We start from the raw sequence: 21,679 nt of genomic DNA, 5'->3' as shown, positions 1-21,679 counted from the left end.
TCGGTCATGACCTGTGCGCGAATGACGCTTATATGAGCGCCGGCCCGGCAGCAGACGTGCGCGCGCGGGCTCATGGGACGATGAAGAGACGATGGCTGACGACGCCGGACGGCTGAACCAGGTCTTTGCCGAGACCAGCTTCCTGTACGGCTCCAACGCCGCCTTCATCGAGGATCTGCACGCCCGCTGGGCCGACGATCCGTCGTCGGTGTCCGAGGAATGGCGCGCCTTCTTCGACCAGCTGCGCGACCACGCCGACGCGGTGAAGGCGTCGGCCGGCGCCGGCGCATGGGGCCGACCGGTCACGCGCGAGCCCACTGAGGAGACGGCCCCCTTCGACGGCCGTTGGCCGGCCGCCAAGCCCGACCCTAAGGCGGCGAAGTCGGCGCCCGCCGGGGCCGCCGCGCCGTCCGCCGACGCCGTCCGCGCCGCGGCCCGGGATTCGATCCGCGCCCTGATGCTGATCCGCAGCTATCGCGTGCGCGGCCATCTGCAGGCCAACCTCGACCCGCTGGGCATCGAGCCGCCCGTCCAGAACCCCGAGCTGACGCCCGAATTCCACGGCTTCGGCCCCGGCGACCTGGACCGTCCCATCTATCTCGACGGCGTACTGGGCCTGCAGACGGGCACCATCCGCGAGGTGCTGGCGATTCTGAAGGCCACCTATTGCGGCAACGTCGGCGTGCAGTTCATGCACATCGCCGAGCCGGAGGAGAAATCCTGGCTGCAGCAGCGCTTCGAGGGCGCGGACTCGCAGGCCCGCACCGGCTTCTCGAAGGAAGGCAAGCTGGCCATCCTGAACAAGCTGATCGAGGCCGAGGGCTTCGAGCGCTTCCTGCACAAGCGCTTCCCCGGAACCAAGCGCTTCGGCCTGGACGGCGGCGAGGCCATGGTCCCCGCACTGGAGCAGATCATCAAGCGCGGCGGCGCCCTGGGCGTCGACGAGATCGTGCTGGGCATGGCCCACCGGGGGCGTCTGAACGTGCTGGCGGCGGTGATGGGCAAGCCCTATCGCGCCATCTTCCACGAGTTCCAGGGCGGCTCGTCCGTGCCGTCGGACATCGAGGGCTCGGGCGACGTCAAATACCACATGGGCGCCAGCTCGGACCGCGAGTTCGACGGCAACAGGGTCCACCTGTCGCTGACCGCCAACCCGTCGCACCTCGAGATCGTGAATCCCGTCGTGCTGGGCAAGGCGCGCGCCAAGCAGGCGTTCGACATCCGCGAGGCCCACGCCGGCGTCACCGAGCCGCAGGGCGTGCTGGACCGCACCAAGGTCATGCCCCTGCTGATCCACGGCGACGCGGCCTTCGCCGGCCAGGGCGTGGTGGCCGAATGCTTCGCCCTGATGGGGCTGAAGGGCTACCGCACCGGCGGCACCGTCCACTTCGTGGTCAACAACCAGATCGGCTTCACGACCAGCCCGCGGAACAGCCGCAGCTCGCCCTATCCGTCGGACGTGGCCCTGATGGTCCAGGCGCCGATCTTCCACGTCAACGGTGACGACCCGGAAGCCGTCGTCTTCGCCGCCAAGGTGGCGGCCGAGTTCCGGCAGAGGTTCCACAAGGACGTGGTCGTGGACATGTTCTGCTACCGCCGCTTCGGCCACAACGAAGGCGACGACCCGACCTTCACCCAGCCGTTGATGTATTCGAAGATCAAGGCCCAGCCGTCGACGCGCGAACTGTATGCGCGCCGTCTGGTCGAGGAGGGCGTGACCACCGCCGCCGAGGTCGAGGCCGAGATCGCCCGCTTCGAGCAGTTCCTCGACGCCGAGTTCGACGCCGGCAAGTCCTTCGCCGCCAGCAAGGCCGACTGGCTGGACGGTCAGTGGAAGGGCGTCGGCCTGCCCGAGGACGACGAGCGCCGCGGCAAGACGGCCGTGCCGCTGGAGAAGCTGAAGGCGCTCGGCGACCGGCTGACATCGATCCCTGCCTCGGTCGACGTGCACAAGACCCTGAAGCGCGTCATCGACGGCCGCCGCGCCGCGATCGAAAGCGGCGAAGGGCTGGACTGGGCCACGGCCGAGAGCCTGGCCTTCGCCAGCCTGCTGGACGAGGGCTTCCCCGTCCGCCTGTCGGGCCAGGATTCGGTGCGCGGCACCTTCTCCCAGCGCCACTCCGGCATCGTCGATCAGACCACGGAGGAACGCTATTCGCCGCTGAACAACCTGCGCGAGGGCCAGGCCCCGTTCGAGGTGATCGATTCCGCCCTGTCGGAAGAGGCGGTGCTGGGCTTCGAATACGGCTACTCGCTGGCCGATCCGAACACCCTCGTGCTGTGGGAGGCGCAGTTCGGCGACTTCGTGAACGGCGCCCAGGTCGTCATCGACCAGTTCATCTCGTCGGGAGAACGCAAGTGGCTGCGCATGTGCGGCCTGACGATGCTGCTGCCGCACGGCTATGAAGGTCAGGGCCCGGAGCATTCCTCGGCCCGGCTGGAGCGGTTCCTGCAGGCCTGCGCCGAGGACAACATGCAGGTCGCCAACTGCACGACTCCGGCCAACTACTTCCACATCCTGCGTCGCCAGATGCAGCGGCCGTTCCGCAAGCCGCTGATCCTGATGACGCCCAAGTCGTTGCTGCGGCACAAGAAGGCGACCTCGACCCTGGCCGAGCTGGCCGAGGGCTCGAGCTTCCACCGCGTCCTGCACGACGACGCCCAGACCCGTCCGGACGTCGCGGGCGTGACGATCAGGCCGGACGCCGAGATCCGACGCGTCGTCCTGTGCTCGGGCAAGGTCTACTACGACCTTCTGGAACGCCGCGAGCGCGACCAGATCGACGACGTCTATCTGATGCGCCTGGAACAGTTCTATCCGTGGCCGATGAAGTCGCTGATGACCGAACTGGCCCGCTTCCCCAACGCCGAGCTGATCTGGTGCCAGGAGGAGCCACGCAACATGGGCGGCTGGACCTTCGTCGATCCGTGGCTGGAGCTGACGCTCGAGAAGCTGGACGTGAAGTCCAAACGCGCCCGCTATGTCGGCCGCCCGGCCTCGGCCTCCACCGCCGCGGGCCTGATGAGCCGCCACCTGAAGGAACTGGACGCCTTCCTGACCGACGCCTTCGCCCCTTAAGCTGAACAGACACCTCCCCGAAAGACCCGATCATGGCCGACATCCTGACCCCCGCCCTCGGTGAAAGCGTCACCGAGGCCACCATCGCCAAGTGGACGAAGTCCGCGGGCGAGGCGGTGACCAAGGACGAAATCCTGGTCGAGCTGGAGACCGACAAGGTCTCTCTGGAGGTCGTGGCCCCCGCCGACGGCGTCCTGTCCGAGATCAGGGCCGAGGCGGGCGCGACCGTCGTGCCGGGCACGGTGCTGGGCGTCGTGACCGAGGGGGCCGCCGCCGCGAAGCCCGTCGAGGCGCCGAAGACCGGGGCGAAGGCCGAACCCGCGCCCGCCGCCGCCCCGGCCAACGTCGGCTCGGCCCAGATCCGGTCGGACGATGATCCCCATCTGTCTCCGGCGGTCCAGCGCGTCGTTTCGGAGACCGGCGTCGATCCGAAGTCCATCACGCCGACCGGGCCCAAGGGCAACGTGACCAAGGCCGACGCCGTGGCCGCCGCCTCCGCGCCCAAGGCCGCCGCGCCCGCCCCTGCTCCGGCCGCCGCGGCCGCGCCGCGCGACCTCGGCCCGCGCGAGGAGCGGGTCAAGATGACCCGCCTGCGCCAGACCATCGCGCGCCGCCTTAAGGAATCCCAGAACACGGCCGCCCAGCTGACCACCTTCAACGAGGTGGACATGACGGCGGTCATGGACATCCGCACGAAGTACAAGGACGCGTTCGAGAAGCGCCACGGCATCAAGCTGGGCTTCATGTCCTTCTTCGTGAAGGCCGTGGTCGAGGCGCTGAAGGAGATTCCGGCCGTCAACGCCGAGATCGACGGCACCGACGTCATCTACAAGAACCACTACGCCATCGGCGTGGCGGTCGGCACCGACAAGGGGCTGGTCGTGCCGGTGCTGCGCGACGCCGACCAGCTGTCGCTGGCGGGCATCGAAAAGGGCATCGCCGACCTGGGCAAGGCCGCCCGCGACGGCGACCTGACGCTGGACCAGCTGCAGGGCGGCACCTTCACCATCACCAACGGCGGCATCTACGGCTCGCTGATGTCGACGCCGATCCTGAACATGCCGCAGTCCGGCATCCTGGGCATGCACAACATCGTCCAGCGGCCTGTGGCTGTGAACGGTCAGGTGGTCATCCGCCCGATGATGTACCTCGCCCTCAGCTACGACCACCGCCTCGTCGACGGCAAGGAAGCCGTGACCTTCCTCGTGCGGATCAAGGAGCACCTCGAAGACCCGCAGCGGTTCCTGCTGGATCTGTGATCTGAGACCGGGCGATGGCGCTGATCGAGATCGCCCGCTTTCAGGACCTCGTCGAGGGCGACCTCGCGCTGGCGTTCCTGCGCGCCCATGGCATCGAGGCCGAATTGGAAGGTCGGGGTCACGCCTCGATCGATCCCATCCTGCAGCGGGCGCTGGGCGTGCGCGTGATGGCCCCGGAAGCTCAGCGCGCCGAAGCGCTGGCGCTGCTGGCGCGCGCCCGGTCCGGGGAGTTCGCCATGGACGAAGGCGACGATCTCTCGCCGCGCGACGTTCCCTCCCATGCCGCCGGCGGCGTGCTGGCCCTCGCGACGTGGGCCGTCGGCGGCTTCTCCGGAACCAGCCTGCCGCGCCGGATGAAGCCGGTGCACTGGATCGGCTTCGTGCTGGTCGCGGCGCTGGCGCTTACGTGGCTCCTGCAGTTGCCGTGGCGGAGCTGACCTCCCCCAGCACCTCTTCCGTGTCCGCGCCCAGCGCGGGCGGCGGGCGGTCGTAGCGGACGGGGGTCTTCGACAGGCGGATGGGGCTGGCCACGGTGCGCACCGGCGCCGACAGGTCCGCGCGCGTCTGCTCGACCTCCAGCCCGCGGTGCAGGGCCTGCGGTTCGGCGAAGACCTGATCCACCGTGTTCACCGGCCCGCACGGCACGCCGGCGGCCTCCAGCAGGGCCATCAGGGCCTTCATGTCGTGACCGGCGGTCAGGGCCGACAGCTCGGCGGTCAGGGTCGCCCGGTTCTCGATGCGCACCGCATTGGTCGTGAAACGCGGATCCGATCCCATGCCCGGCGCGCCCAGCGCCGTGCACAGCGCCCGAAATTGCCCGTCGTTGCCGACCGCGATCACGACCATTCCGTCCGTGCACGGAAAGGGCTGATAGGGGGCCAGGTTCGGATGGGCGTTGCCCATGCGCGTCGGGGCCTTGCCCGAGACGAAGAAATTGGTCGCCTGGTTGGCCAGCATGGCCGCCTGCACGTCGAACAGGGCCACGTCGACGTGCTGCCCCTCGCCCGTCGCCCGCGCGTGCATCAGGGCCGCGAGGATGGCGTTGGACGCGTACAGGCCGGTGAACAGATCGACCACGGCGACGCCGACCTTCAGCGGCTCGGCCCCCGGCGCCCCGTCGGGCTGGCCGGTGATCGACATCAGCCCGCCCATGGCCTGGATCATGTAGTCGTAGCCCGCCCGGTGCGCATCCGGCCCGTCCTGGCCGAAGCCGGTGATGGAGCAATAGACCAGCCGCGGATTGACGTTTTCCAGCGACGGCCAGTCCAGCCCGTACTTCGCCAACCCGCCGGTCTTGAAATTCTCCACCACCACGTCGCAGGTCGCGGCCAGTTTCCGCACGGCCTCGGCGCCCTCGGGGCTGGCGATGTCCAGCTCGACCGATTTCTTCCCGCGATTGGCGCACAGGAAATAGGCGGCGTCCCCGCGCGTCCCGTCCGTCCTCGTCGTGAACGGCGGCCCCCACAGGCGCGTGTCGTCGCCCGCGCCCGGCCGCTCGATCTTGATCACCTCGGCGCCCAGGTCCGCCAGCGTCTGCGTCGCCCACGGCCCGGCCAGCACGCGGGACAGGTCGAGCACGCGGACGCCGTGAAGAGGGCCATGGGTCATGGCCCTGCTTAGCTCCCGGCTTCGGCCCTTACAAACCCGGGTCCCAGACTCCCGCGTCGCGCATGCGGCACTCGCGCGCCTCGTCGGCCCGGTGAGTCATCGTCCGCGCCGTGGCCTTGATCTCATCCGACACGGTCGTCCTGAACACGCCCGGCACCAGGGCGTGGCAAAAGGCACAACCGGCCAGCCGAAGCAGTTTGAGGCCGAATCGCGACGACGCGGCCATGTGCTCGAAATAGGTCTCCTCGACCTCGCGCGGATGGTCGACGAACAGGCGTTTCAGCGTGCGGCTCATGACCCTGAGTGTCTTGCGGGGGCGCGCCCCCTGTCCCGAGCGCCCATTCTGGCCTAAACCGCGCGCCAGATTAAGGGGCTCTGATCGTCACGCTCGCGCACGGTCGCCGGAAGCCCCGGGCAGCAGGGAAAGACGACCATGGCCGACGGCGCCGCGAACTCGGGCAAATCCTTCCGCTGGGACGACCCGCTGGACCTCGACGGCCGGCTGACCGACGACGAGCGCATGATCCAGGAGGCGGCGCGCTCCTACGCTCGCGAAAGGCTGTTGCCCCGCATCGTCGCCGCCTTCCGCGACGAAACCTTCGACCGCGCCATCATGACCGAGCTGGGCGAGATGGGCTTCCTCGGCGCCACCCTGCCCGAGCAGTACGGCGGGGCGGGCGCCAGCCACGTCGCCTACGGCCTGATCGCGCGCGAGATCGAGGCGGTCGACAGCGGCTATCGCTCGGCCATGTCGGTTCAGAGCTCCCTGGCCATGTACCCGATCTACGCCTTCGGCTCCGAGGAGCAGCGCATGCGCTGGCTGCCGCGCATGGCGGCCGGCGAGCTGGTCGGCTGCTTCGGCCTGACCGAGGCCGACGGCGGCTCCGACCCCGCCTCGATGAAGACGAAGGCGGAGAAGGTCGCGGGCGGCTATCGCCTGAACGGCGCCAAATACTGGATCACCAACTCCCCCATCGCCGACCTGGCCGTGGTCTGGGCCAGGCTGGACGGCGAGATCCGCGGCTTCGTCGTCGAACGCGGCATGGACGGCTTCACCACCGACAAGATCGGCGACAAGCTGTCGCTCCGCGCCTCGGTGACGGGCGACATCGGCCTGAACGACGTGCTGGTGCCCGAGGACAACCTTCTGCCGGGGATCAAAGGCCTGCGGGGACCCTTCTCCTGCCTGAACAAGGCGCGCTACGGCATCTCCTGGGGGGCCATGGGCGCGGCCGAGTTCTGCTTCCACGCCACGCGCGACTACGTGGCCCAGCGCACCCTGTTCGGCCGTCCGCTCAGCGCGCGCCAGCTGGTGCAGAAGAAGCTGGCCGACATGCAGACCGAGATCTTCCTGGGCTTCGAAGGCGCCCTCGCTCTGGGCCGTCGCCTCGACAATGGCGACTGGTGCCCCGAGGCCATCTCGATGATGAAGCGCAACAACTGCGGCAAGGCGCTGGCGATCGCGCGCGAGGCCCGCGACATGCACGGCGGCGCCGGAATCACCGGCGAGATGCACGTCATGCGCCACGCCATGAACCTGGAAACCGTCAACACCTACGAGGGCGCCCACGACGTCCACGCCCTGATCCTCGGCCGCGCCATCACGGGCGAAAGCGCGTTCTGACGTCAGAAACCGTCTGCTTGCCCGCCTGACCGTCCCGCGCCATCGTCACGGCGGAGTTCAGGGGAGTGCCGTGATGACCGACGCCGCGATCGAGGACGACGCCTTCGCCCTGCTGGGGCCGGTGTTCGCGGGGCGCTCGGCCCTGCTGCTGGAGGACGATCCCGCGCTGGCCGAGCACGTGGAGGCGCGGCTGCGGCGCGCGGGTTTCGCGCGGGTCGACCGGTTCGACGCCGGCGAGGACGCTCTGGGCGCGGCGGCCGGGCACGCCTACGACGTCCTGATCCTCGACCGGCTGACCACCGGGCTGGACGGGCTGGAGACGCTGAAGCGCCTGCGCGCCTCTTCCGGCCCCTCGGCCCAGGCCCCGGCCCTGATGCTGACGGCGCTGGGCGGCGAGCGGCAGAAGGTCGACGGCCTGCTGTCCGGCGCCGACGACTATCTGGCCAAGCCCGTCGGCGACGAGGAACTGCTGGCCCGCATCGCCGCCCAGCTCCGTCGCTCCGCCCGCGCCGCCGTGCCGGCCGCGCCGTCCGAACTGGTCAACGGCCCCTTCCGGCTCTCCCCCGGCGCGCGCACGCTCAAATGCCACGACCGCGTCGTCGACCTTTCGCCGCTGGAGTTCGCCATCGTCTCGGAACTGATGGGCGCACGCGGCCAGCCGGTGACCAAGACCATGCTGTGGGACCGCTGCTGGGTGGAGTGGAACTTCCTGCCCGACAACTTCGTCAACATCATCGACGCCCGCATCTCGGCCCTGCGCAAGCGGCTGAAGGAGCAGTGCCCGGAGCTGCCCGAGGAAATGCACCCCCTGATCGTCTCGGCCCGCAGCCAGAGCCTCGTCTTCCGCGACCTCGGACCGGACTCCTGAGGTGATCGGCGCGCGCTTCCGGGCCTGGCTGGGGCGGCGCACCCTGGCGCAGCTGTCGGTGGCCGTCGGGGTGCTGGCGGCGCTGGCCCTGACCGGCTCGCTGGTCGTCACGGGGCTGGCCGTCCGGGCCGAGCAGCGCAAGCAGGCGGCGCTGGCCGCCCTGGCCGACTACGCCGCCATGGCGTCCAAGCTGGGCGGCGACGCGGGTCTGGCCGAGGGCTCGGTGACCGAGGCCGACGCCGCCTATTTCTCGACCTGGCTCGCCGCCTTCCAGGACGGGCCGGCCGCCGCGCAGAACGAGGTGACGCTCGAGGAGACCTGCCGCACCGGCCGGGGCGGCGCTGGCGTCCGCCTGATCCGCGCGCCCGTCGGCAAGCCGGCCGGTCTGGCCGCGCTTGAGGCGGCGCCGGCGACGCGCCTGCCGGGCTTGGGCGACGACGTCTGGGCCGTGCATCTGGCGCCGGGGGAACTGTGCCCCCGGCGCGCCGTGGACGTGGTGGTCGTGGCCAAGTCGGTCGGGGCGCTGGACATCCGCGTCGGCCGGGTGGTCGCCCCGATGGGCGACGCGTGGATCTGGGCCGTGATCACCGTGGCCGGCGCCGCGGGCCTGATCCTGATCACCGCCCTCGCCGGCGCCGTGATCGCCCGGGGCCGTCTGACCGTCGGTCTGGACGCCGTGAGCGGCGCCCTGGAGGGGGCTGCGGTCGGCGATCTGTCCCGGCGCGCGCCGGAAGAAGGCGTCGCGCCCGAGCTGGACGAGCTGACGCGCCACGTGAACCGGACGCTTGATCGTCTCGACGAGCTGATGTCGTGGCTGCGCGACTCCTCGGACCAGCTGGCCCACGACTTCCGGACGCCTCTGGCCCGGGCGACCGCACGGCTCGAGGCGCTGGAGGAGGAGGCGGACGCGGGGGAGCGACGTCGTCTGCTGGGCGAGGCGCGCGCCGACCTGGGCCGGCTCAGCCAAGCCATGGCGGAGACCCTGATGCTGCGCGACGGCCAGGCCTGGGCCTTCGAGCGGATCGACCTCGCCCAGCTGGTCCGCGCCACGGCCGAGCTCTACGAGCCGCTGGCGGAGACCCGCGGCGTGACCGTCCGGGTCGAGGTGGAGCCCTGCGCCATCCTCGGCGTGCGCTCGCTGGTCCAGCGGGCGCTGGTCAACCTGGCGGACAATGCGGTGAAATTCTCGCCCGACGGCGGGATGGTGACGCTGACGGCGAGAGCGGGGGCAGCCGGCGCCGTGCTGACCGTGGCCGATCAGGGGCCCGGCTTCGGCGGGGAGAGCCCGGCGGCGGGCGAAAGCCACGGCATGGGCCTGCCCTTCGTCCGCGCGGTGATGCGGCGACACGGCGGCACGCTGGAAGTCGGTCCGGCCGATCCGGGCACGGTCGTCACGGCCACGTTCTCGCGCTAGCGTGTCGCCAAATCGAGGATCCCGCATGCGTCGCACCGTCCGTCTCTCGCTCGGCCTGGCCCTGGCCCTGGGCGCCGCCCTGCCCGCTTCGGCGGTCCTCGCCCAGACGACCGCCGCGCCCTACGACGCCGAGCGCGGCGTCTTCACCTTCGCCGCCGGCCTTGAGAAGTCCCTGCCGGCCGTGGTCCAGGTCACCACCCTGGGCCAGTCCGAAGGCCCGTCGTCCGGCGCGCGCGAACCCCGGGTCATCGGCACCGGGTCCGGCGTCATCATCGACGCCGGTCAGGGCATCCTCGTCACCAATCAGCACGTGGTCGAGAGCGGTACGAAGTTCACCGTCGACATGCTGGACGGCCGCCTGCTGGACGCGACCCTGATCGGCGCCGACAAGGCCACCGACATCGCCGTGCTCAAGATCGACGCCCCCGGGCTGATGCAGGTCGAAATCGTCGACAGCGACACCCTGCGCACCGGCGACGTGGCCTTCGCCGTCGGCTATCCGCTGGGTCTGGACCAGACGGTGACCATGGGCGTCATCTCCGGACTGAACCGCTCGGGCCTGGGCGATGCGGTCGAGGACTACATCCAGACCGACGCGGCGGTGAACAGCGGAAATTCCGGCGGCCCGCTGCTGGACAGCCGGGGCCGGCTGATCGGCATCAACACCTCCATCCTGTCGGGCGGCGGCGGGGGCAATGACGGCATCGCCTTCGCCGTGCCGACGCGGATCATGATGGTCGTGGTGGGTCAGTTGCGCGAGTTCGGCGAGGTCCGCCGCGGCGAGATCGGCGCCGTCCTGGGATCGCTCACCGCGGAGCGGGCGCGTGAGCTGGGCCTCGGCATCGTCCGCGGCGCGGTCGTGCTGGACGTCGCCCCCGGCTCGCCGGCCGAGCAGGCGGGACTGCGCGCCGGCGACGTGGTGACCCGCATCCATTCAAGGCCGGTGGCCAACGCCGGCTCGGTCCTCGCCACCGTCGGCGTCGCCGCGCCGGACACGCGCCTGGCGATCGTCTGGCTGCGCGACGGGGTCGAGATGACCGGTCAGGTGCAGGTCCGCATGGCGGCGCCGAGCGCCGTCGTCCTGGGCGCCGACCGGGTGGTGGCGCGCGGAGCGACCCTAGCCCTCTCGTCGGGCGACGTTCCCGGCCTGCTGGTGGAGTCGGTCGAGAGCGGCTCGACCGCGGCGGCCGGCGGGCTTAGGGCCGGCGACGTAATCACTGCGGTGGACGGCGCCCCCGCGGCCGATCTGTCGGCGGCGTCCCTGTTCGAGGTCGGCGGCGCGCGCGCACTCACGGTCCGCCGAGGCGGCGACGAGCTTCAGGTCACGATCTGAGGAAAGGCCCCGAAACGAAGACGCCCGCCGCCGCCTGGAGGGGGGGGAGGGGTGGCGGGGCGGACGTCTCGCTTGAGGAAGCATCGGCCCGCCGGAGCCCTGGACGGAATGAACCGGGGGGCTGGGGGGGCTGTTCAGGATCCAGGTTCACTCCGAACCCCGGCGAGCCGATGAGGCGACATTCATCGGCCAAGGCGGCGCGTCAAAGTCCGAAACGGGGCCATTTCGTGACTTGCGGGAAGGGCTGGCGCCGGGGCGGAATCGACCCCACTCTCCCCTCATGAGCCTCGAGGCCCTGACCGAACCGCAGCGCGGCCCCGTCTTTTTCGACCGGCGCGAGCTGGAGCGCATCCTGCGGGTCTACGGACGCGGCATCGCGGCGGGCCAATGGCGCGACTATTCGGTCCTCAGCCACGACGACGCGGCGGAGTTCGCCATCTTCCACCGCTCGGGCGACGCGCCGCTGTACCGCATCGAGAAGCGGCCGGCCTTGCAGCGACGGCAGGGACAGTGGGCGGTCTACGGCTCAGGCGGTCAGGTGCTGAAGCGGGGGCGCGACCTTGAGGTCGTGCTCAAGGTCTTCGAGGCCCGCCGCTTCACCGTCGTCGACTAGCGCGGCGCCAGGCGGATCGCGCCGTCCAGCCGGATGCACTCGCCGTTGATGTAGACGTTCTCGGCCAGATGGATCGCCAGCGCCGCATAGTCGGCCGGGGTGCCGAGACGCTTCGGGAAGGGGATCATCGCGGCCAGGGCGTCCTGAACCTTCTGGTCCATGCCGGCCATCATCGGGGTCCACATGATGCCGGGCAGGATGGTGTTGACCCGCACGCCCTCGTTCATCAGGTCCCTCGCGATCGGCAGAGTCATGGCGTAGACCCCGCCCTTGGAGGCCGAATAGGCGGCCTGTCCGATCTGGCCGTCCTGCGCCGCCACCGAGGCGGTGTTGACGATCGCGCCGCGCTCTCCGTCTTCGAGCGGGTCCAGCGTCACCATTCCCGCCGCAGACTGCGACAGCACGCGGAAGGTGCCGAACAGGTTGATGGACACCGTGCGCTCGAACTGGGCCATGTCGTGGGCCCGCGGCTCCTGCGTCTCGCGATTGCGGGAGACGGTCTTTTGCCCCGTGGCGATTCCGGCGCAGTTGACGGTCAGGCGCTCCTGGCCGTGCGCGGCGCGGGCCTTGGCGAAGCCGGCGGCGACGCTCTCGTCGCTGGTGACGTTCACCTCGCAGAACACCCCGCCGATCTCGGCCGCGATCGCCTCGCCGCGCTCAGCGTTAAGGTCGAAGATGGCGACCTTAACGCCCTTCGCCGCCAGCGCCCGGGCCGTGCCCTCGCCGAGCCCCGAGGCCCCGCCCGTCACCACCGCCGCGATCGACCCGTCGAGTTTCATGGAAGGAGTCCCTATGTTCGGCCTGAACCGTTGAGTTGCGCGAGGGTTTAGCGGCCATGCCCGCCGATGCCAAACCGATCCACCCGGAAGAGGTGCTGGACCCCAGGCGGGCGCTGGTCCCCTCGGTCCAGAAGGTCAACGAGCGCCGTGTGGCGCGCGGCTTCTGGCCCAAGATGCGCCGCGTCGCCAGCCGCGTGCCCTTCGCCGACCGCGCCCTGTCGGTCTGGTACGCCGCGCGCGATCCGGAGACGCCGACGGCGGCCAAGGGGATCATGCTGGCGGCCCTGGCCTATTTCGTCCTGCCGGTGGACGCCATTCCGGACATCTTCGCCGGCATCGGCTTCACCGACGACGCGGCGGTGTTCGCGGCGCTGCTGGCGACCCTGGGCGGCAACGTCCGAAAACGGCACCATGAACTGGCGCGGGAGGCGTTGAAGCGGCTGGGCGGGCGCTGACACGCCTTCGCCGCCTTTCGTGCTATAAGCCCCGCCTTCCTCGAACGCGGATCGACCTTCCTTGAGCCTGACCCTCGACCTGACGCGCGCCACGCCGGCGCCGAGCGCCCCCGTCAACCTGACCGGTCTGACGCGCGAGGGCCTGCGTCAGGCGCTGATCGACGCGGGCGTCTGCCCGCCCGAGAAGGCGAAGATGCGGGCCAGTCAGGTGTGGCGCTGGATCCACCACTACGGCGTCACCGACTTCGCGATGATGAGCGACGTCGCCAAGGAAACGCGGGCGAAACTGGCCGAGGCCTTCACCCTGGCCCGGCCCGAGATCGTCGAGCGGCAGGTGTCGAAGGACGGCACGCGCAAATGGCTGATCCGCACCGCGCCCGGCATCGAGATCGAGACCGTCTACATCCCCGACGTCGGCCGCGCGGGCGCCCTGTGCGTGTCCTCCCAGGTCGGTTGCACGCTCAACTGCACCTTCTGCCACACCGGCACGCAGAAGCTGGTCCGCAACCTGACCGCCGCCGAGATCGTGGCCCAGGTCCAGGTCGCGCGCGACGACCTGGAGGAATGGCCGTCGCCCAAGGAGGACCGCCGCCTGTCCAACATCGTCTTCATGGGCATGGGCGAGCCGCTGTACAATCTGGACCACGTCGCCGACGCCATCGACATCATCTCGGACAACGAGGGCATCGCCCTGTCGCGGCGCCGGATCACGGTCTCGACGTCGGGCGTGGTGCCGCAGCTGCCGGCGCTGGGCGACCGCACCGCGGCCATGCTGGCGATCAGTCTGCACGCCACCAACGACGCCCTGCGCGACGTGCTGGTGCCGTTGAACAGGAAGTACCCGCTGGACCAGCTGATGGCCGGCATCCGCGCCTATCCCGGCCTGTCCAACGCCCGGCGGGTCACGTTCGAATACGTCATGCTGAAGGGCGTCAACGACAGCCCGGAAGAGGCCCGCGCGCTGGTGAAGCTGATCCAGGGCATCCCGGCCAAGGTGAACCTGATCCCGTTCAACCCGTGGCCGGGAACCGACTACCAGTGCTCCGACTGGGCCACCATCGAACGGTTCGCCGCCATCCTGAACAAGGCCGGCTACGCCAGCCCCATCCGCACGCCGCGTGGGCGGGACATTCTGGCGGCGTGCGGTCAGCTGAAGAGCGAAAGCGAGAAGGTGCGGGCCAGCGCGCTCAGAAAGGCCGAGCGGGACGCCGCGTAAGCCGGCTGATCCGCCCGCTGTAATCATCCGTCACCGGGTGTGTCCCGGCGGCGCTTGCGGATTCAGGCGCGATTGAGGCATGTCCGGAACCGGCGCATTGGGGCGCCGCCGGCTCCCGTTCCGATGGAATCCTTCCTCTCCGATCTGCTCGCCAGCGCCGAGGTCCAGGCCTTCGCCAGCGGCTTCCCCACCATGCTGCTGCATCTGGCGGCGACGCTGGGTCTGCTGGTGCTGGGCGCGGTCATCTATGCCGCGCTGACGCCGTGGAGGGAGATCGAGCTGATCCGCGAGGGAAACGCCGCCGCCGCGGTGGCCTTCGCCGGGGTGCTCGTCGGTCTGGCGATCCCGCTGGCGGTTTCCCTGACGGCCTCGACCTCCCTGCGCGAGATCGGCCTGTGGGGGCTGGCGACGGTCGTCATCCAGCTGCTGGCCTTCCGCATCGTCGACATGATCCTGACCGGTCTGCCGCAACGCATCCGCGACGGCGAGGTCTCGGCCGCCGTGCTGCTGGTGGGGGCCAAGCTGGCGACCGCGCTGGTTCTGGCCGCCGCCCTGTCGGCCTGAGACGATGAAACTTCCGGACTGGCTGGTCTACGCCTCGGTCATCGGGGCCCTGGCCGTCGCCGCGGCCTCGGTCCGCGAGGACGTCTACACCCCGCCCGCTCCGCCGCCGCCCGGGGAGGCCGAGGGCGCCCTGCTGGGTCCCGTGACCCCGTTCGACGCGGCGGTGACCGTGAACGCGCCCGACATTCCGTTTCAGCCGGCGGCCGGGACCGCCTTCTCCATCGCCGGCGAGGGCCGCTGGGTGACCGCGCGGCACGTCGTCGAGGGCTGTCGCAGGCCGGCCATCGTGGTCGGGGGCGGACGGGCCGTCGCCGCGGACGTACGGCTGGCGCCGGGCGCCGACGTGGCGCTGCTGCTGACCGACGGCGGACCGCCGGCGCTGAACGTGCCGACGGACCTGCCCCTGCGACTGGGTCAGCGCGCCTTCCACCCCGGCTTTCCGCAGGGCCGTCCGGGCGAGGTGACGACGCGGCTGCTGGGGCGCGAGACCTTCAAGGTGCGCGGCCGCGGGGCCCGGGACGAGCCGGTTCTGGCCTGGGCCGAGATCGCCCGGACCGACGGTCTGCGGGGGACCTTGTCGGGCCTGTCGGGCGCGCCGGCGCTGGACCGCTTCGGCAACGTCGTGGGCGTGACCATCGCGGAGGCCCCGCGGCGCGGACGGGTTTACACCACTTCGCCCGACACCTTCCTGCCGGCCGTGCGGGGCATCCAGCGTGCCGACGAACCTGCGCTGGGCGAGCCTGTGACGCCCGACAACTACGGCCGCGTGGCCGACGCCCTGAGGCGGGACCTGCGGGTGGCCCAGGTCGTCTGTCTGTCGGCCTAGCCGGCTTCCTGCTCGAACACCGCCACGTGCACCTCGCCTTCCGGGGTCAGCCAGGCGCGCTTCATGCCCTGGCTGTTGAAGGGGTGGGCGACGCGGCCGGAGCGGTCCAGCGCGATGAGGCCGCCGTCCCCGCCGAGGGCGCCCACGACGCCGACGGCCGCGCGGGCGGCGTCGCCCACGGAAGCCCCGGCCTCGACCGACCAGCCGACGCGGGCGGCCGCGACCGTGCGCATGAAGTATTCGCCCTGCCCCGTGCAGGACACGGCGACCCTTGCGTCGGCCCAGACGCCGCAGCCGACGATCGGGCTGTCGCCGACGCGCCCGGGAGCCTTGCCGAACACGCCGGCCGTCGAGGTGGCGGCGGCCAGCCGGCCCCGGTCGTCCAGCACGCAGCAGCCCACCGTGCCGTGGGCCAGCGTCCCCGGCGGGTGGTTGTCCTCGCCCTGTCCGGCGCGGGTGAACCAGGCGTCGACGTCGTCGACGCGCGCCAGGCCCTGGGCGCCGGCGAAGCGGGCCGCGCCGTCGCCCGCCAGCAGGACGTGCGGCGTGCGCTCCATGACGGCGCGGGCGGCGACGACCGGGTTGCGGAAGCCCTGCAGGGCCGCGACGGCCCCCACCCTGCCCGTCTCCCCGTCCATCAGGCTGGCGTCCAGCTCGAAGGCGCCGGCGAGGTTGGGCGAGCCGCCGCGCCCGGCGACGTACAGGCCCGAGTCCTCCAGCAGGACCGTCGCCTCGACCGCCACGTCCAGCGCGGCCGCTCCGGCGTTCAGCCGCTCGGCCATGCAGGCCACGACCTCGCCCATGTGTTCCCGCTCGGCCGAATAGTCCTTGCTTCGGCGCGCGCCGGCGCCGCCGTGGAGGATCAGGGCGGGTCGGGTCATGCGTGCCTCATCGGGAGCGGGCCTTTGCGGAAGCGTGCGGGACCGTTAGCGTCGGCCTCCTCCCCGACGCAAGCCGAAGGATTCCCATGCGCGCCGTCCTGTCCAAAGCCCCCGGCGGACCCGAGACCCTGGTCGTGGAGGAGGCGCTGGATCCCACGCCGCTGAAGGGCGAGGTGGTGATCGAGGTGAAGGCCGTGGGGATCAACTTCCCCGACACCCTGATCATCGAGGACAGGTATCAGTTCAGGCCGCAGCGGCCGTTCTCGCCGGGCGCCGAGGTGGCGGGCGTGGTCGACGCCGTCGGCGAGGGCGTGAAGGGGATCCAGCGCGGCGATCGCGTCATCGCCGTGCCGGGCTGGGGCGGCCTGGTCGAGCGCATCGCGGTGCGCGCCGACTCCGTGGTGAAGATGCCCGACGGCATGTCGTTCGAGGAGGGCGCGGCCCTGCTGATGACCTACGGCACCAGCTACTACGCGCTGAAGGACCGGGCGCAGCTGAAGGCGGGCGAAAGCCTTCTGGTGCTGGGCGCGGCCGGCGGCGTGGGGGTGGCGGCGGTCGAGCTGGGCAAGGCGATGGGGGCGCACGTGATCGCCGCGGCGTCGACCAACGACAAGGTGCAGTTCGCGCTCGAGGCGGGCGCCGACAACGGCCTCATCTACCCGACCGGCCCCATGGACAAGGCGGCGCAAAAGGAGCTGTCGGGAGAGCTGAAGCTGGCCAGCGGACGCGACGGCGCCGACGTCGTCTATGACGCGGTGGGCGGCGACTACGCCGAGCCGGCGCTGCGGGCCATGGACTGGGGCGGGCGATATCTGGTCGTGGGATTCCCGGCGGGCATCCCCAGTCTGCCGCTGAACCTGACCCTGCTGAAGTCGGTGTCGGTGGTCGGCGTCTTCTGGGGCGCCGCGGTGATGCGCGATCCGGCGGGTCACGCCGCCAATGTGGCGGATCTGATGCGGTTCTGGAGCGAGGGCAGGATCAAGCCGCGCGTCAGCCGCACCTTCCCGCTGGAGAGGGCCGCCGACGCCATCAGGGCGCTGGGCGACCGCTCGGCGCTGGGCAAGATCGTGGTCACGGTGGAATGACGCCGCCGCCGGCCGAGGCGGTGGAGCGGCTGGCCGCGACCGGCCGCGTGCGGGTCGAGATGCCGCTGGGCGAGGAGATGACCCGCGGCCTGCACGCGGCGCTGGCCGGTCCCGACATGGTCTGGAACCGGGCCATCCGCACGCCCTTCGGCACCGACGTGCCCGCCGCCGTCTTCGACGCCCAGGATCCGGTGGAGAAGGCGCGGCTGGTCGCCATGGTGCATCAGGAGGCCGCCGAGGGATTCCAGTTCATCTACGACCGCCTGCGGCTGGGTCAGGCCCGGGCGATGGGCCTGACCCTTCCCGCGCCGCTGGACGGGCTGCACGACCTCTTCAACGGAGCGGAGTGGCGGGACTGGGCGCACGCGCTGACCGGAGACGACCGCATCGCCTACGTCGACGCCCAGGCGACGCGCTATCTGCCCGGCCACTTCCTGAACGGTCACGACGACCGGCACGAGGACGCGGGGCGACTGTACGCCTACGTCCTGAACCTGACGCCGCGCTGGCGCGTCGAGTGGGGGGGACTGCTGGCCTTTCTCGACGACTGGACGGAGGTGTCGGAGGCATTCGTGCCCGCTTTCGGCACGCTGAATGTGTTCCGCGTGCCCCAGCCGCATCTGGTGACCCAGGTCGCCGACTTCGCGCCGGTCCCACGGTTCTCGGTCACCGGCTGGTGGCGGACGACGCCGCCGCCCGCGGCCTAGAGAATGTAGCGGCCGAGGTCGGCGTCCTTCGCCAGATCGGCGACGCGCGCGCGGACCAGGTCGGCGTCGACCACGAAGGGGCCGGAGCGGTCCGGGGCGTTGAAGCTGAGCTCTTCCAGCACGCGCTCGACCACCGTCTGGAGCCGGCGGGCGCCGATGTTCTCCACCGCGGTGTTGGCGGCCACGGCGGCGTCGGCGAGGGCCTCGATCGCCTCGTCCGTGAAGGTCAGGTCGACGCCTTCGGTGGCCATCAGGGCCTGGTTCTGGCGGATCAGATTGGCCTCGGGCTCGGTCAGGATGCGGGCGAAGTCCTCGCGCGTCAGAGCGCGCAGTTCGACGCGGATGGGCAGGCGACCCTGGAGTTCGGGCAGCAGGTCGCTGGGCTTGGCGACATGGAAGGCGCCCGAGGCGATGAACAGCACATGGTCCGACTTCACCGGGCCGTACTTAGTCGAGACGGTCGTGCCCTCGATCAGGGGCAGCAGGTCGCGCTGGACGCCCTCGCGCGACACGTCGGCGCCGCGCGCCTCGGACCGGGCGGCGACCTTGTCGATCTCGTCGAGGAAGACGATGCCTTCCTGCTCGGCCAGCGTCACCGCCTCGCGCGTCAGGCTGTCCTGATCCAGCAGCTTGTCGGCCTCTTCCGACGTCAGCGGCGCGACGGCCTCGCGGACGGTGGTGCGGACCGTCTTCGTGCGGCCGCCGCCCAGCTTGCCCAGCATTTCGGACAGGTTCAGCAGACCGACGTTGCCGCCGGGCAGGTCCATGCCCTGGATCGGCGAGGCGGTGTCGGCCAGCGCGATCTCGATCTCCTTGTCGTCCATCTGGCCGGCCCGGAGTTTGGTGCGAAAGCTGTCGCGGGTCGCCGGCTGGGCGCCCGGTCCGACGAGCGCGTCGAGGATGCGCTCCTCCGCCGCGGCCTCCGCCCTGGCCCGTACGTCGGCGCGACGGCGGTCGCGCACCATGACCAGCGCGGCCTCGACCAGGTCGCGGATGATCTGGTCCACGTCGCGGCCGACGTAGCCGACCTCGGTGAACTTCGTCGCCTCGACCTTGATGAAGGGCGCCCCCGACAGCTTCGCGAGACGCCGCGCGATCTCGGTCTTGCCCACGCCCGTGGGGCCGATCATCAGGATGTTCTTGGGCGTCACCTCGTCGCGCAGGGCCGGGTCGACCCGCTTCCTGCGCCAGCGATTGCGCAGGGCCACGGCGACGGCGCGCTTGGCGTCGGCCTGACCGACGATGTGGCGGTCCAGTTCGGAGACGATCTCGCGGGGGGAAAGGTCTGTCATGTCCCGCAGATAGGCGCGCTCAGCTTCCGGGGGGAGGGGGCGCCACGAGAAGAGGCGGAGGCGGCGGACCGAAGATGAGCTGGACCAGCACCAGCTTCCAGCCCGCGTCCTGTCGCTGCCATAGCCGGACGAAATGTCCCGTTCGCGGCTGCTCCTCGTGCGACCACAGCGCAGGCGAATAGGTCCAGACCAGATCTCCCGCCTCCGACGCGCCACCGCCCTCCATGGGGCCGACTTCGAACGTCTCGGGCCACGCCTTGAGGCTGGAGGCCGCCGCAGCCGGACCGACGGCCGGGGCCAACGGCGCGACATAGACGCGGCCCCGATCCGCCAGCACCGCAAGATGGGCCTCGACCTGGTCACGAGCGACGGCGCGCGCCAGTTGAGCCTCCATCTCCCGCACGTCGCGCATGGCGATGGTGGAAAGATTGGAGCCGTCCCGCGGGCTCCAGACCATGACGAATTCAGGCCCGAGCGGCAGCAACTCCGGCTCGCTGTCTCGCCCCGGAACATCGGCGGCCGAGGCGCCCGCACCGCCGTCGTAGACCCACTTCCAGCTTCCGTCCGGCTGTCTGCGCCAGACCGTGAAATAGTGCCCGGCGCGCTCGCCGTTCACGGACACGCCGCCGGTGGTGAAGCCGAGGTCGCCCGAGCGGGAGATGCCGGCGAAATTGGGCCACCATTCCAGAAGCGGTTCCTGCGGGTCAGGCGGCGCCTCGGGAGGGAACACCTGCTCCACCGTCTGGGCGCGGCCGCCCGCGATCATGATCGCGCCGGGCTCAGCCCATTTCCGGAAGCTGGCGCCCATACCGAGGCCGGGATAGTCGGCCGCGAAGGCCCGCTCGGCCGCGACCACCTCCGCCGCGTCGGGGGTCTGGGCCGCCGCGACGGCCGGAAGGGACAGGGCGAGGGCCAGGGCGAGCGCGCGCATGCCCCCATGAAGACGCGAAGGGCGCCGGCTGTCAGGTGAATTCGCGGTAGGGGTCAGCCCTCCAGCGTCTCCACCGTCAGATTGCCGTTGGTGTAGACGCAGACCTCGGCCGCGATGGCCATGGACTTGCGGGCGATGGTCTCGGCGTCCAGGTCGGAGTTCTCGATCAGGGCGCGCGCGGCGGCGAGGGCGAAGTTCCCGCCGGAGCCGACCGCGGCCACGCCGTGCTCGGGCTCCAGCACGTCGCCGACGCCGGTGACCGTGTAGATCGACGTCCTGTCCGCGACCAGCAGCATGGCCTCGAGGCGCCGCAAGTAGCGGTCGGTGCGCCAGTCCTTGGCCAGATCGACGCAGGCGCGGGCCAGCTGGTCGGGGAACTGCTCCAGCTTCGCCTCCAGCCGTTCGATCAGGGTGAAGGCGTCGGCCGTGGCCCCGGCGAAGCCCGCCAGCACTCTGCCGCCTGCCAGCACGCGGACCTTGCGCGCCGCGCCCTTGACGATGGTCGGACCCATCGAGACCTGGCCGTCGCCGGCGATGACCGTGCGGCGGTCCTTGCGCACCGCGAGGATGGTCGTGCCGTGCCAGTCCGGGAAGCTGGAATTCATCATCCGTTGGAGATGGCGACGGAAATGCGGCGCTTCAAGCGAAAGCTGAGCGATTTCAGCGCCACAAGAGAGTCACATTTTCACCAATGTAAACCGTTACAAGAACACATTCCACCCAAGATTACGGCAATGCAGGGAATCTGAATGCTGCGACGTGTCGTGTTCACGAGTAGATCGATCGGCGCCGCCGGGCTCAGCACGGTGTCGCTGGCGCACATCCTGGGCGCGGGCGAGCGCAACAACCGGCGCGATCAGGTCGGAAGCGGCATGGTGATCCATGGCGACCGCATCCTTCAGGCGCTTGAGGGCCCTGCGCATGAGGTCGGCCGCACGCTGGAGCGCATCAAGGCCGACCCGCGCCACACCGACGTCGAGATCATCGTCGACGCCGTCGTCACGTCGCGGACCCTGACCGAGCCCATGGTTCTGTGCGACGATCCCGAGGCCTTCCTGCGCGCGGTGAAGCTGCCGTGTCTGTCCCTCGTGACGCCCGAAATGGCCGAGGCCGTGCTGGAGCGTCGCCTGGCCGCGTGACGGCGA

The 21,679-nt window shown here is 70.8% G+C and carries 22 protein-coding genes; 15 read left to right on the top strand and 7 right to left on the bottom strand.

Going from position 1 to position 21,679, the window contains the following annotated elements; genetic code table 11:
* Positions 1 to 91: 91 nt before the first annotated feature.
* The 3 genes from EFJ44_RS02300 to EFJ44_RS02290 are packed head-to-tail and all read left to right on the top strand — an operon-like array spanning position 92 to position 4,775.
* Complete coding sequence (locus EFJ44_RS02300; RefSeq protein ID WP_125255567.1) at positions 92 to 3,079, top strand: 2-oxoglutarate dehydrogenase E1 component; 2,988 nt, start codon at positions 92 to 94, stop codon at positions 3,077 to 3,079.
* A gap of 32 nt (positions 3,080 to 3,111) precedes the next feature.
* Positions 3,112 to 4,338: a 2-oxoglutarate dehydrogenase complex dihydrolipoyllysine-residue succinyltransferase gene (gene odhB / locus EFJ44_RS02295; RefSeq protein ID WP_125255566.1), complete on the top strand. Its 1,227-nt coding sequence runs from the start codon at positions 3,112 to 3,114 to the stop codon at positions 4,336 to 4,338.
* A 14-nt stretch (positions 4,339 to 4,352) separates the two neighbouring features.
* Positions 4,353 to 4,775, top strand: coding sequence for a putative signal transducing protein (locus EFJ44_RS02290; protein ID WP_125255565.1), 423 nt, complete (start codon positions 4,353 to 4,355; stop codon positions 4,773 to 4,775).
* Here the strand turns inward: EFJ44_RS02290 and EFJ44_RS02285 are convergent.
* On the bottom strand, positions 4,741 to 5,946 hold the full coding sequence (locus tag EFJ44_RS02285) for a CaiB/BaiF CoA transferase family protein (protein WP_125255564.1): 1,206 nt from the start codon (positions 5,944 to 5,946) through the stop codon (positions 4,741 to 4,743). The two genes, EFJ44_RS02290 and EFJ44_RS02285, sit on opposite strands and share 35 nt — an antisense overlap.
* Before the next feature lie 28 nt (positions 5,947 to 5,974).
* Positions 5,975 to 6,241 carry a DUF6356 family protein gene (locus EFJ44_RS02280; protein WP_125255563.1) on the bottom strand — a complete coding sequence of 89 codons (267 nt, stop codon included), beginning with the start codon at positions 6,239 to 6,241 and terminating at the stop codon, positions 5,975 to 5,977.
* A 138-nt stretch (positions 6,242 to 6,379) separates the two neighbouring features.
* On the opposite strand from EFJ44_RS02280, the gene EFJ44_RS02275 reads away from it, so the two are divergent.
* The 5 genes from EFJ44_RS02275 (at position 6,380) to EFJ44_RS02255 (ending at position 11,798) form a co-directional block, all read left to right on the top strand.
* Positions 6,380 to 7,570, top strand: coding sequence for an acyl-CoA dehydrogenase (locus tag EFJ44_RS02275; RefSeq protein ID WP_125255562.1), 1,191 nt, complete (start codon positions 6,380 to 6,382; stop codon positions 7,568 to 7,570).
* A 73-nt stretch (positions 7,571 to 7,643) separates the two neighbouring features.
* Positions 7,644 to 8,438, top strand: a complete 795-nt coding sequence (locus EFJ44_RS02270) for a response regulator transcription factor (RefSeq protein WP_125255561.1) — start codon at positions 7,644 to 7,646, stop codon at positions 8,436 to 8,438.
* A 1-nt stretch (position 8,439) separates the two neighbouring features.
* The gene (locus EFJ44_RS02265; RefSeq protein WP_125255560.1) at positions 8,440 to 9,852 is read left to right on the top strand and encodes a sensor histidine kinase; all 1,413 of its coding nucleotides are present in this window, start codon (positions 8,440 to 8,442) and stop codon (positions 9,850 to 9,852) included.
* Between the two features lie 25 nt (positions 9,853 to 9,877).
* Positions 9,878 to 11,185, top strand: coding sequence for a trypsin-like peptidase domain-containing protein (locus tag EFJ44_RS02260; protein ID WP_125255559.1), 1,308 nt, complete (start codon positions 9,878 to 9,880; stop codon positions 11,183 to 11,185).
* A 280-nt stretch (positions 11,186 to 11,465) separates the two neighbouring features.
* Positions 11,466 to 11,798 carry a DUF2794 domain-containing protein gene (locus EFJ44_RS02255; RefSeq protein WP_125255558.1) on the top strand — a complete coding sequence of 111 codons (333 nt, stop codon included), beginning with the start codon at positions 11,466 to 11,468 and terminating at the stop codon, positions 11,796 to 11,798.
* Here the strand turns inward: EFJ44_RS02255 and EFJ44_RS02250 are convergent.
* The gene (locus EFJ44_RS02250) at positions 11,795 to 12,577 is read right to left on the bottom strand and encodes an SDR family oxidoreductase (protein ID WP_125255557.1); all 783 of its coding nucleotides are present in this window, start codon (positions 12,575 to 12,577) and stop codon (positions 11,795 to 11,797) included. The genes EFJ44_RS02255 and EFJ44_RS02250 overlap by 4 nt on opposite strands.
* Positions 12,578 to 12,633: 56 nt before the next feature.
* On the opposite strand from EFJ44_RS02250, the gene EFJ44_RS02245 reads away from it, so the two are divergent.
* From EFJ44_RS02245 to EFJ44_RS02230, 4 genes are all read left to right on the top strand, one after another.
* Positions 12,634 to 13,032, top strand: coding sequence for a YkvA family protein (locus EFJ44_RS02245; protein ID WP_125255556.1), 399 nt, complete (start codon positions 12,634 to 12,636; stop codon positions 13,030 to 13,032).
* Positions 13,033 to 13,093: 61 nt separating this feature from the next.
* Positions 13,094 to 14,248, top strand: a complete 1,155-nt coding sequence (gene rlmN, locus EFJ44_RS02240; protein ID WP_125255555.1) for a dual-specificity RNA methyltransferase RlmN — start codon at positions 13,094 to 13,096, stop codon at positions 14,246 to 14,248.
* A 123-nt stretch (positions 14,249 to 14,371) separates the two neighbouring features.
* Complete coding sequence (locus EFJ44_RS02235) at positions 14,372 to 14,812, top strand: DUF350 domain-containing protein (protein WP_125255554.1); 441 nt, start codon at positions 14,372 to 14,374, stop codon at positions 14,810 to 14,812.
* Between the two features lie 4 nt (positions 14,813 to 14,816).
* Positions 14,817 to 15,638: a S1 family peptidase gene (locus tag EFJ44_RS02230; RefSeq protein ID WP_125255553.1), complete on the top strand. Its 822-nt coding sequence runs from the start codon at positions 14,817 to 14,819 to the stop codon at positions 15,636 to 15,638.
* Here the strand turns inward: EFJ44_RS02230 and EFJ44_RS02225 are convergent.
* Positions 15,635 to 16,519: an isoaspartyl peptidase/L-asparaginase family protein gene (locus EFJ44_RS02225; protein WP_125255552.1), complete on the bottom strand. Its 885-nt coding sequence runs from the start codon at positions 16,517 to 16,519 to the stop codon at positions 15,635 to 15,637. The two genes, EFJ44_RS02230 and EFJ44_RS02225, sit on opposite strands and share 4 nt — an antisense overlap.
* 86 nt (positions 16,520 to 16,605) lie before the next feature.
* On the opposite strand from EFJ44_RS02225, the gene EFJ44_RS02220 reads away from it, so the two are divergent.
* Positions 16,606 to 17,604 (top strand): NADPH:quinone oxidoreductase family protein, encoded by a 999-nt coding sequence (locus EFJ44_RS02220; RefSeq protein ID WP_125255551.1) that lies wholly within the window; start codon positions 16,606 to 16,608, stop codon positions 17,602 to 17,604.
* Positions 17,601 to 18,311: a 2OG-Fe(II) oxygenase gene (locus tag EFJ44_RS02215; RefSeq protein WP_125255550.1), complete on the top strand. Its 711-nt coding sequence runs from the start codon at positions 17,601 to 17,603 to the stop codon at positions 18,309 to 18,311. The genes EFJ44_RS02220 and EFJ44_RS02215 overlap by 4 nt, the downstream gene beginning before the upstream one ends.
* Here EFJ44_RS02215 and hslU read toward each other — a convergent pair.
* From hslU to hslV, 3 genes are read right to left on the bottom strand one after another with little or no spacing between them, the layout of a single operon-like run.
* Positions 18,308 to 19,603, bottom strand: coding sequence for an ATP-dependent protease ATPase subunit HslU (hslU, locus tag EFJ44_RS02210; RefSeq protein WP_125255549.1), 1,296 nt, complete (start codon positions 19,601 to 19,603; stop codon positions 18,308 to 18,310). The genes EFJ44_RS02215 and hslU overlap by 4 nt on opposite strands.
* A gap of 19 nt (positions 19,604 to 19,622) precedes the next feature.
* On the bottom strand, positions 19,623 to 20,534 hold the full coding sequence (locus EFJ44_RS02205; protein ID WP_125255548.1) for a nuclear transport factor 2 family protein: 912 nt from the start codon (positions 20,532 to 20,534) through the stop codon (positions 19,623 to 19,625).
* A gap of 53 nt (positions 20,535 to 20,587) precedes the next feature.
* On the bottom strand, positions 20,588 to 21,142 hold the full coding sequence (gene hslV / locus EFJ44_RS02200) for an ATP-dependent protease subunit HslV (protein WP_125255547.1): 555 nt from the start codon (positions 21,140 to 21,142) through the stop codon (positions 20,588 to 20,590).
* 141 nt (positions 21,143 to 21,283) lie between these two features.
* On the opposite strand from hslV, the gene EFJ44_RS02195 reads away from it, so the two are divergent.
* Complete coding sequence (locus tag EFJ44_RS02195; protein WP_125255546.1) at positions 21,284 to 21,673, top strand: BLUF domain-containing protein; 390 nt, start codon at positions 21,284 to 21,286, stop codon at positions 21,671 to 21,673.
* Positions 21,674 to 21,679 lie beyond the last annotated feature (6 nt).

Source organism: Brevundimonas fluminis, assembly GCF_003934285.1.
Lineage (GTDB): Bacteria > Pseudomonadota > Alphaproteobacteria > Caulobacterales > Caulobacteraceae > Brevundimonas > Brevundimonas fluminis.
This window is presented reverse-complemented; position numbering and strand designations above follow the sequence as displayed.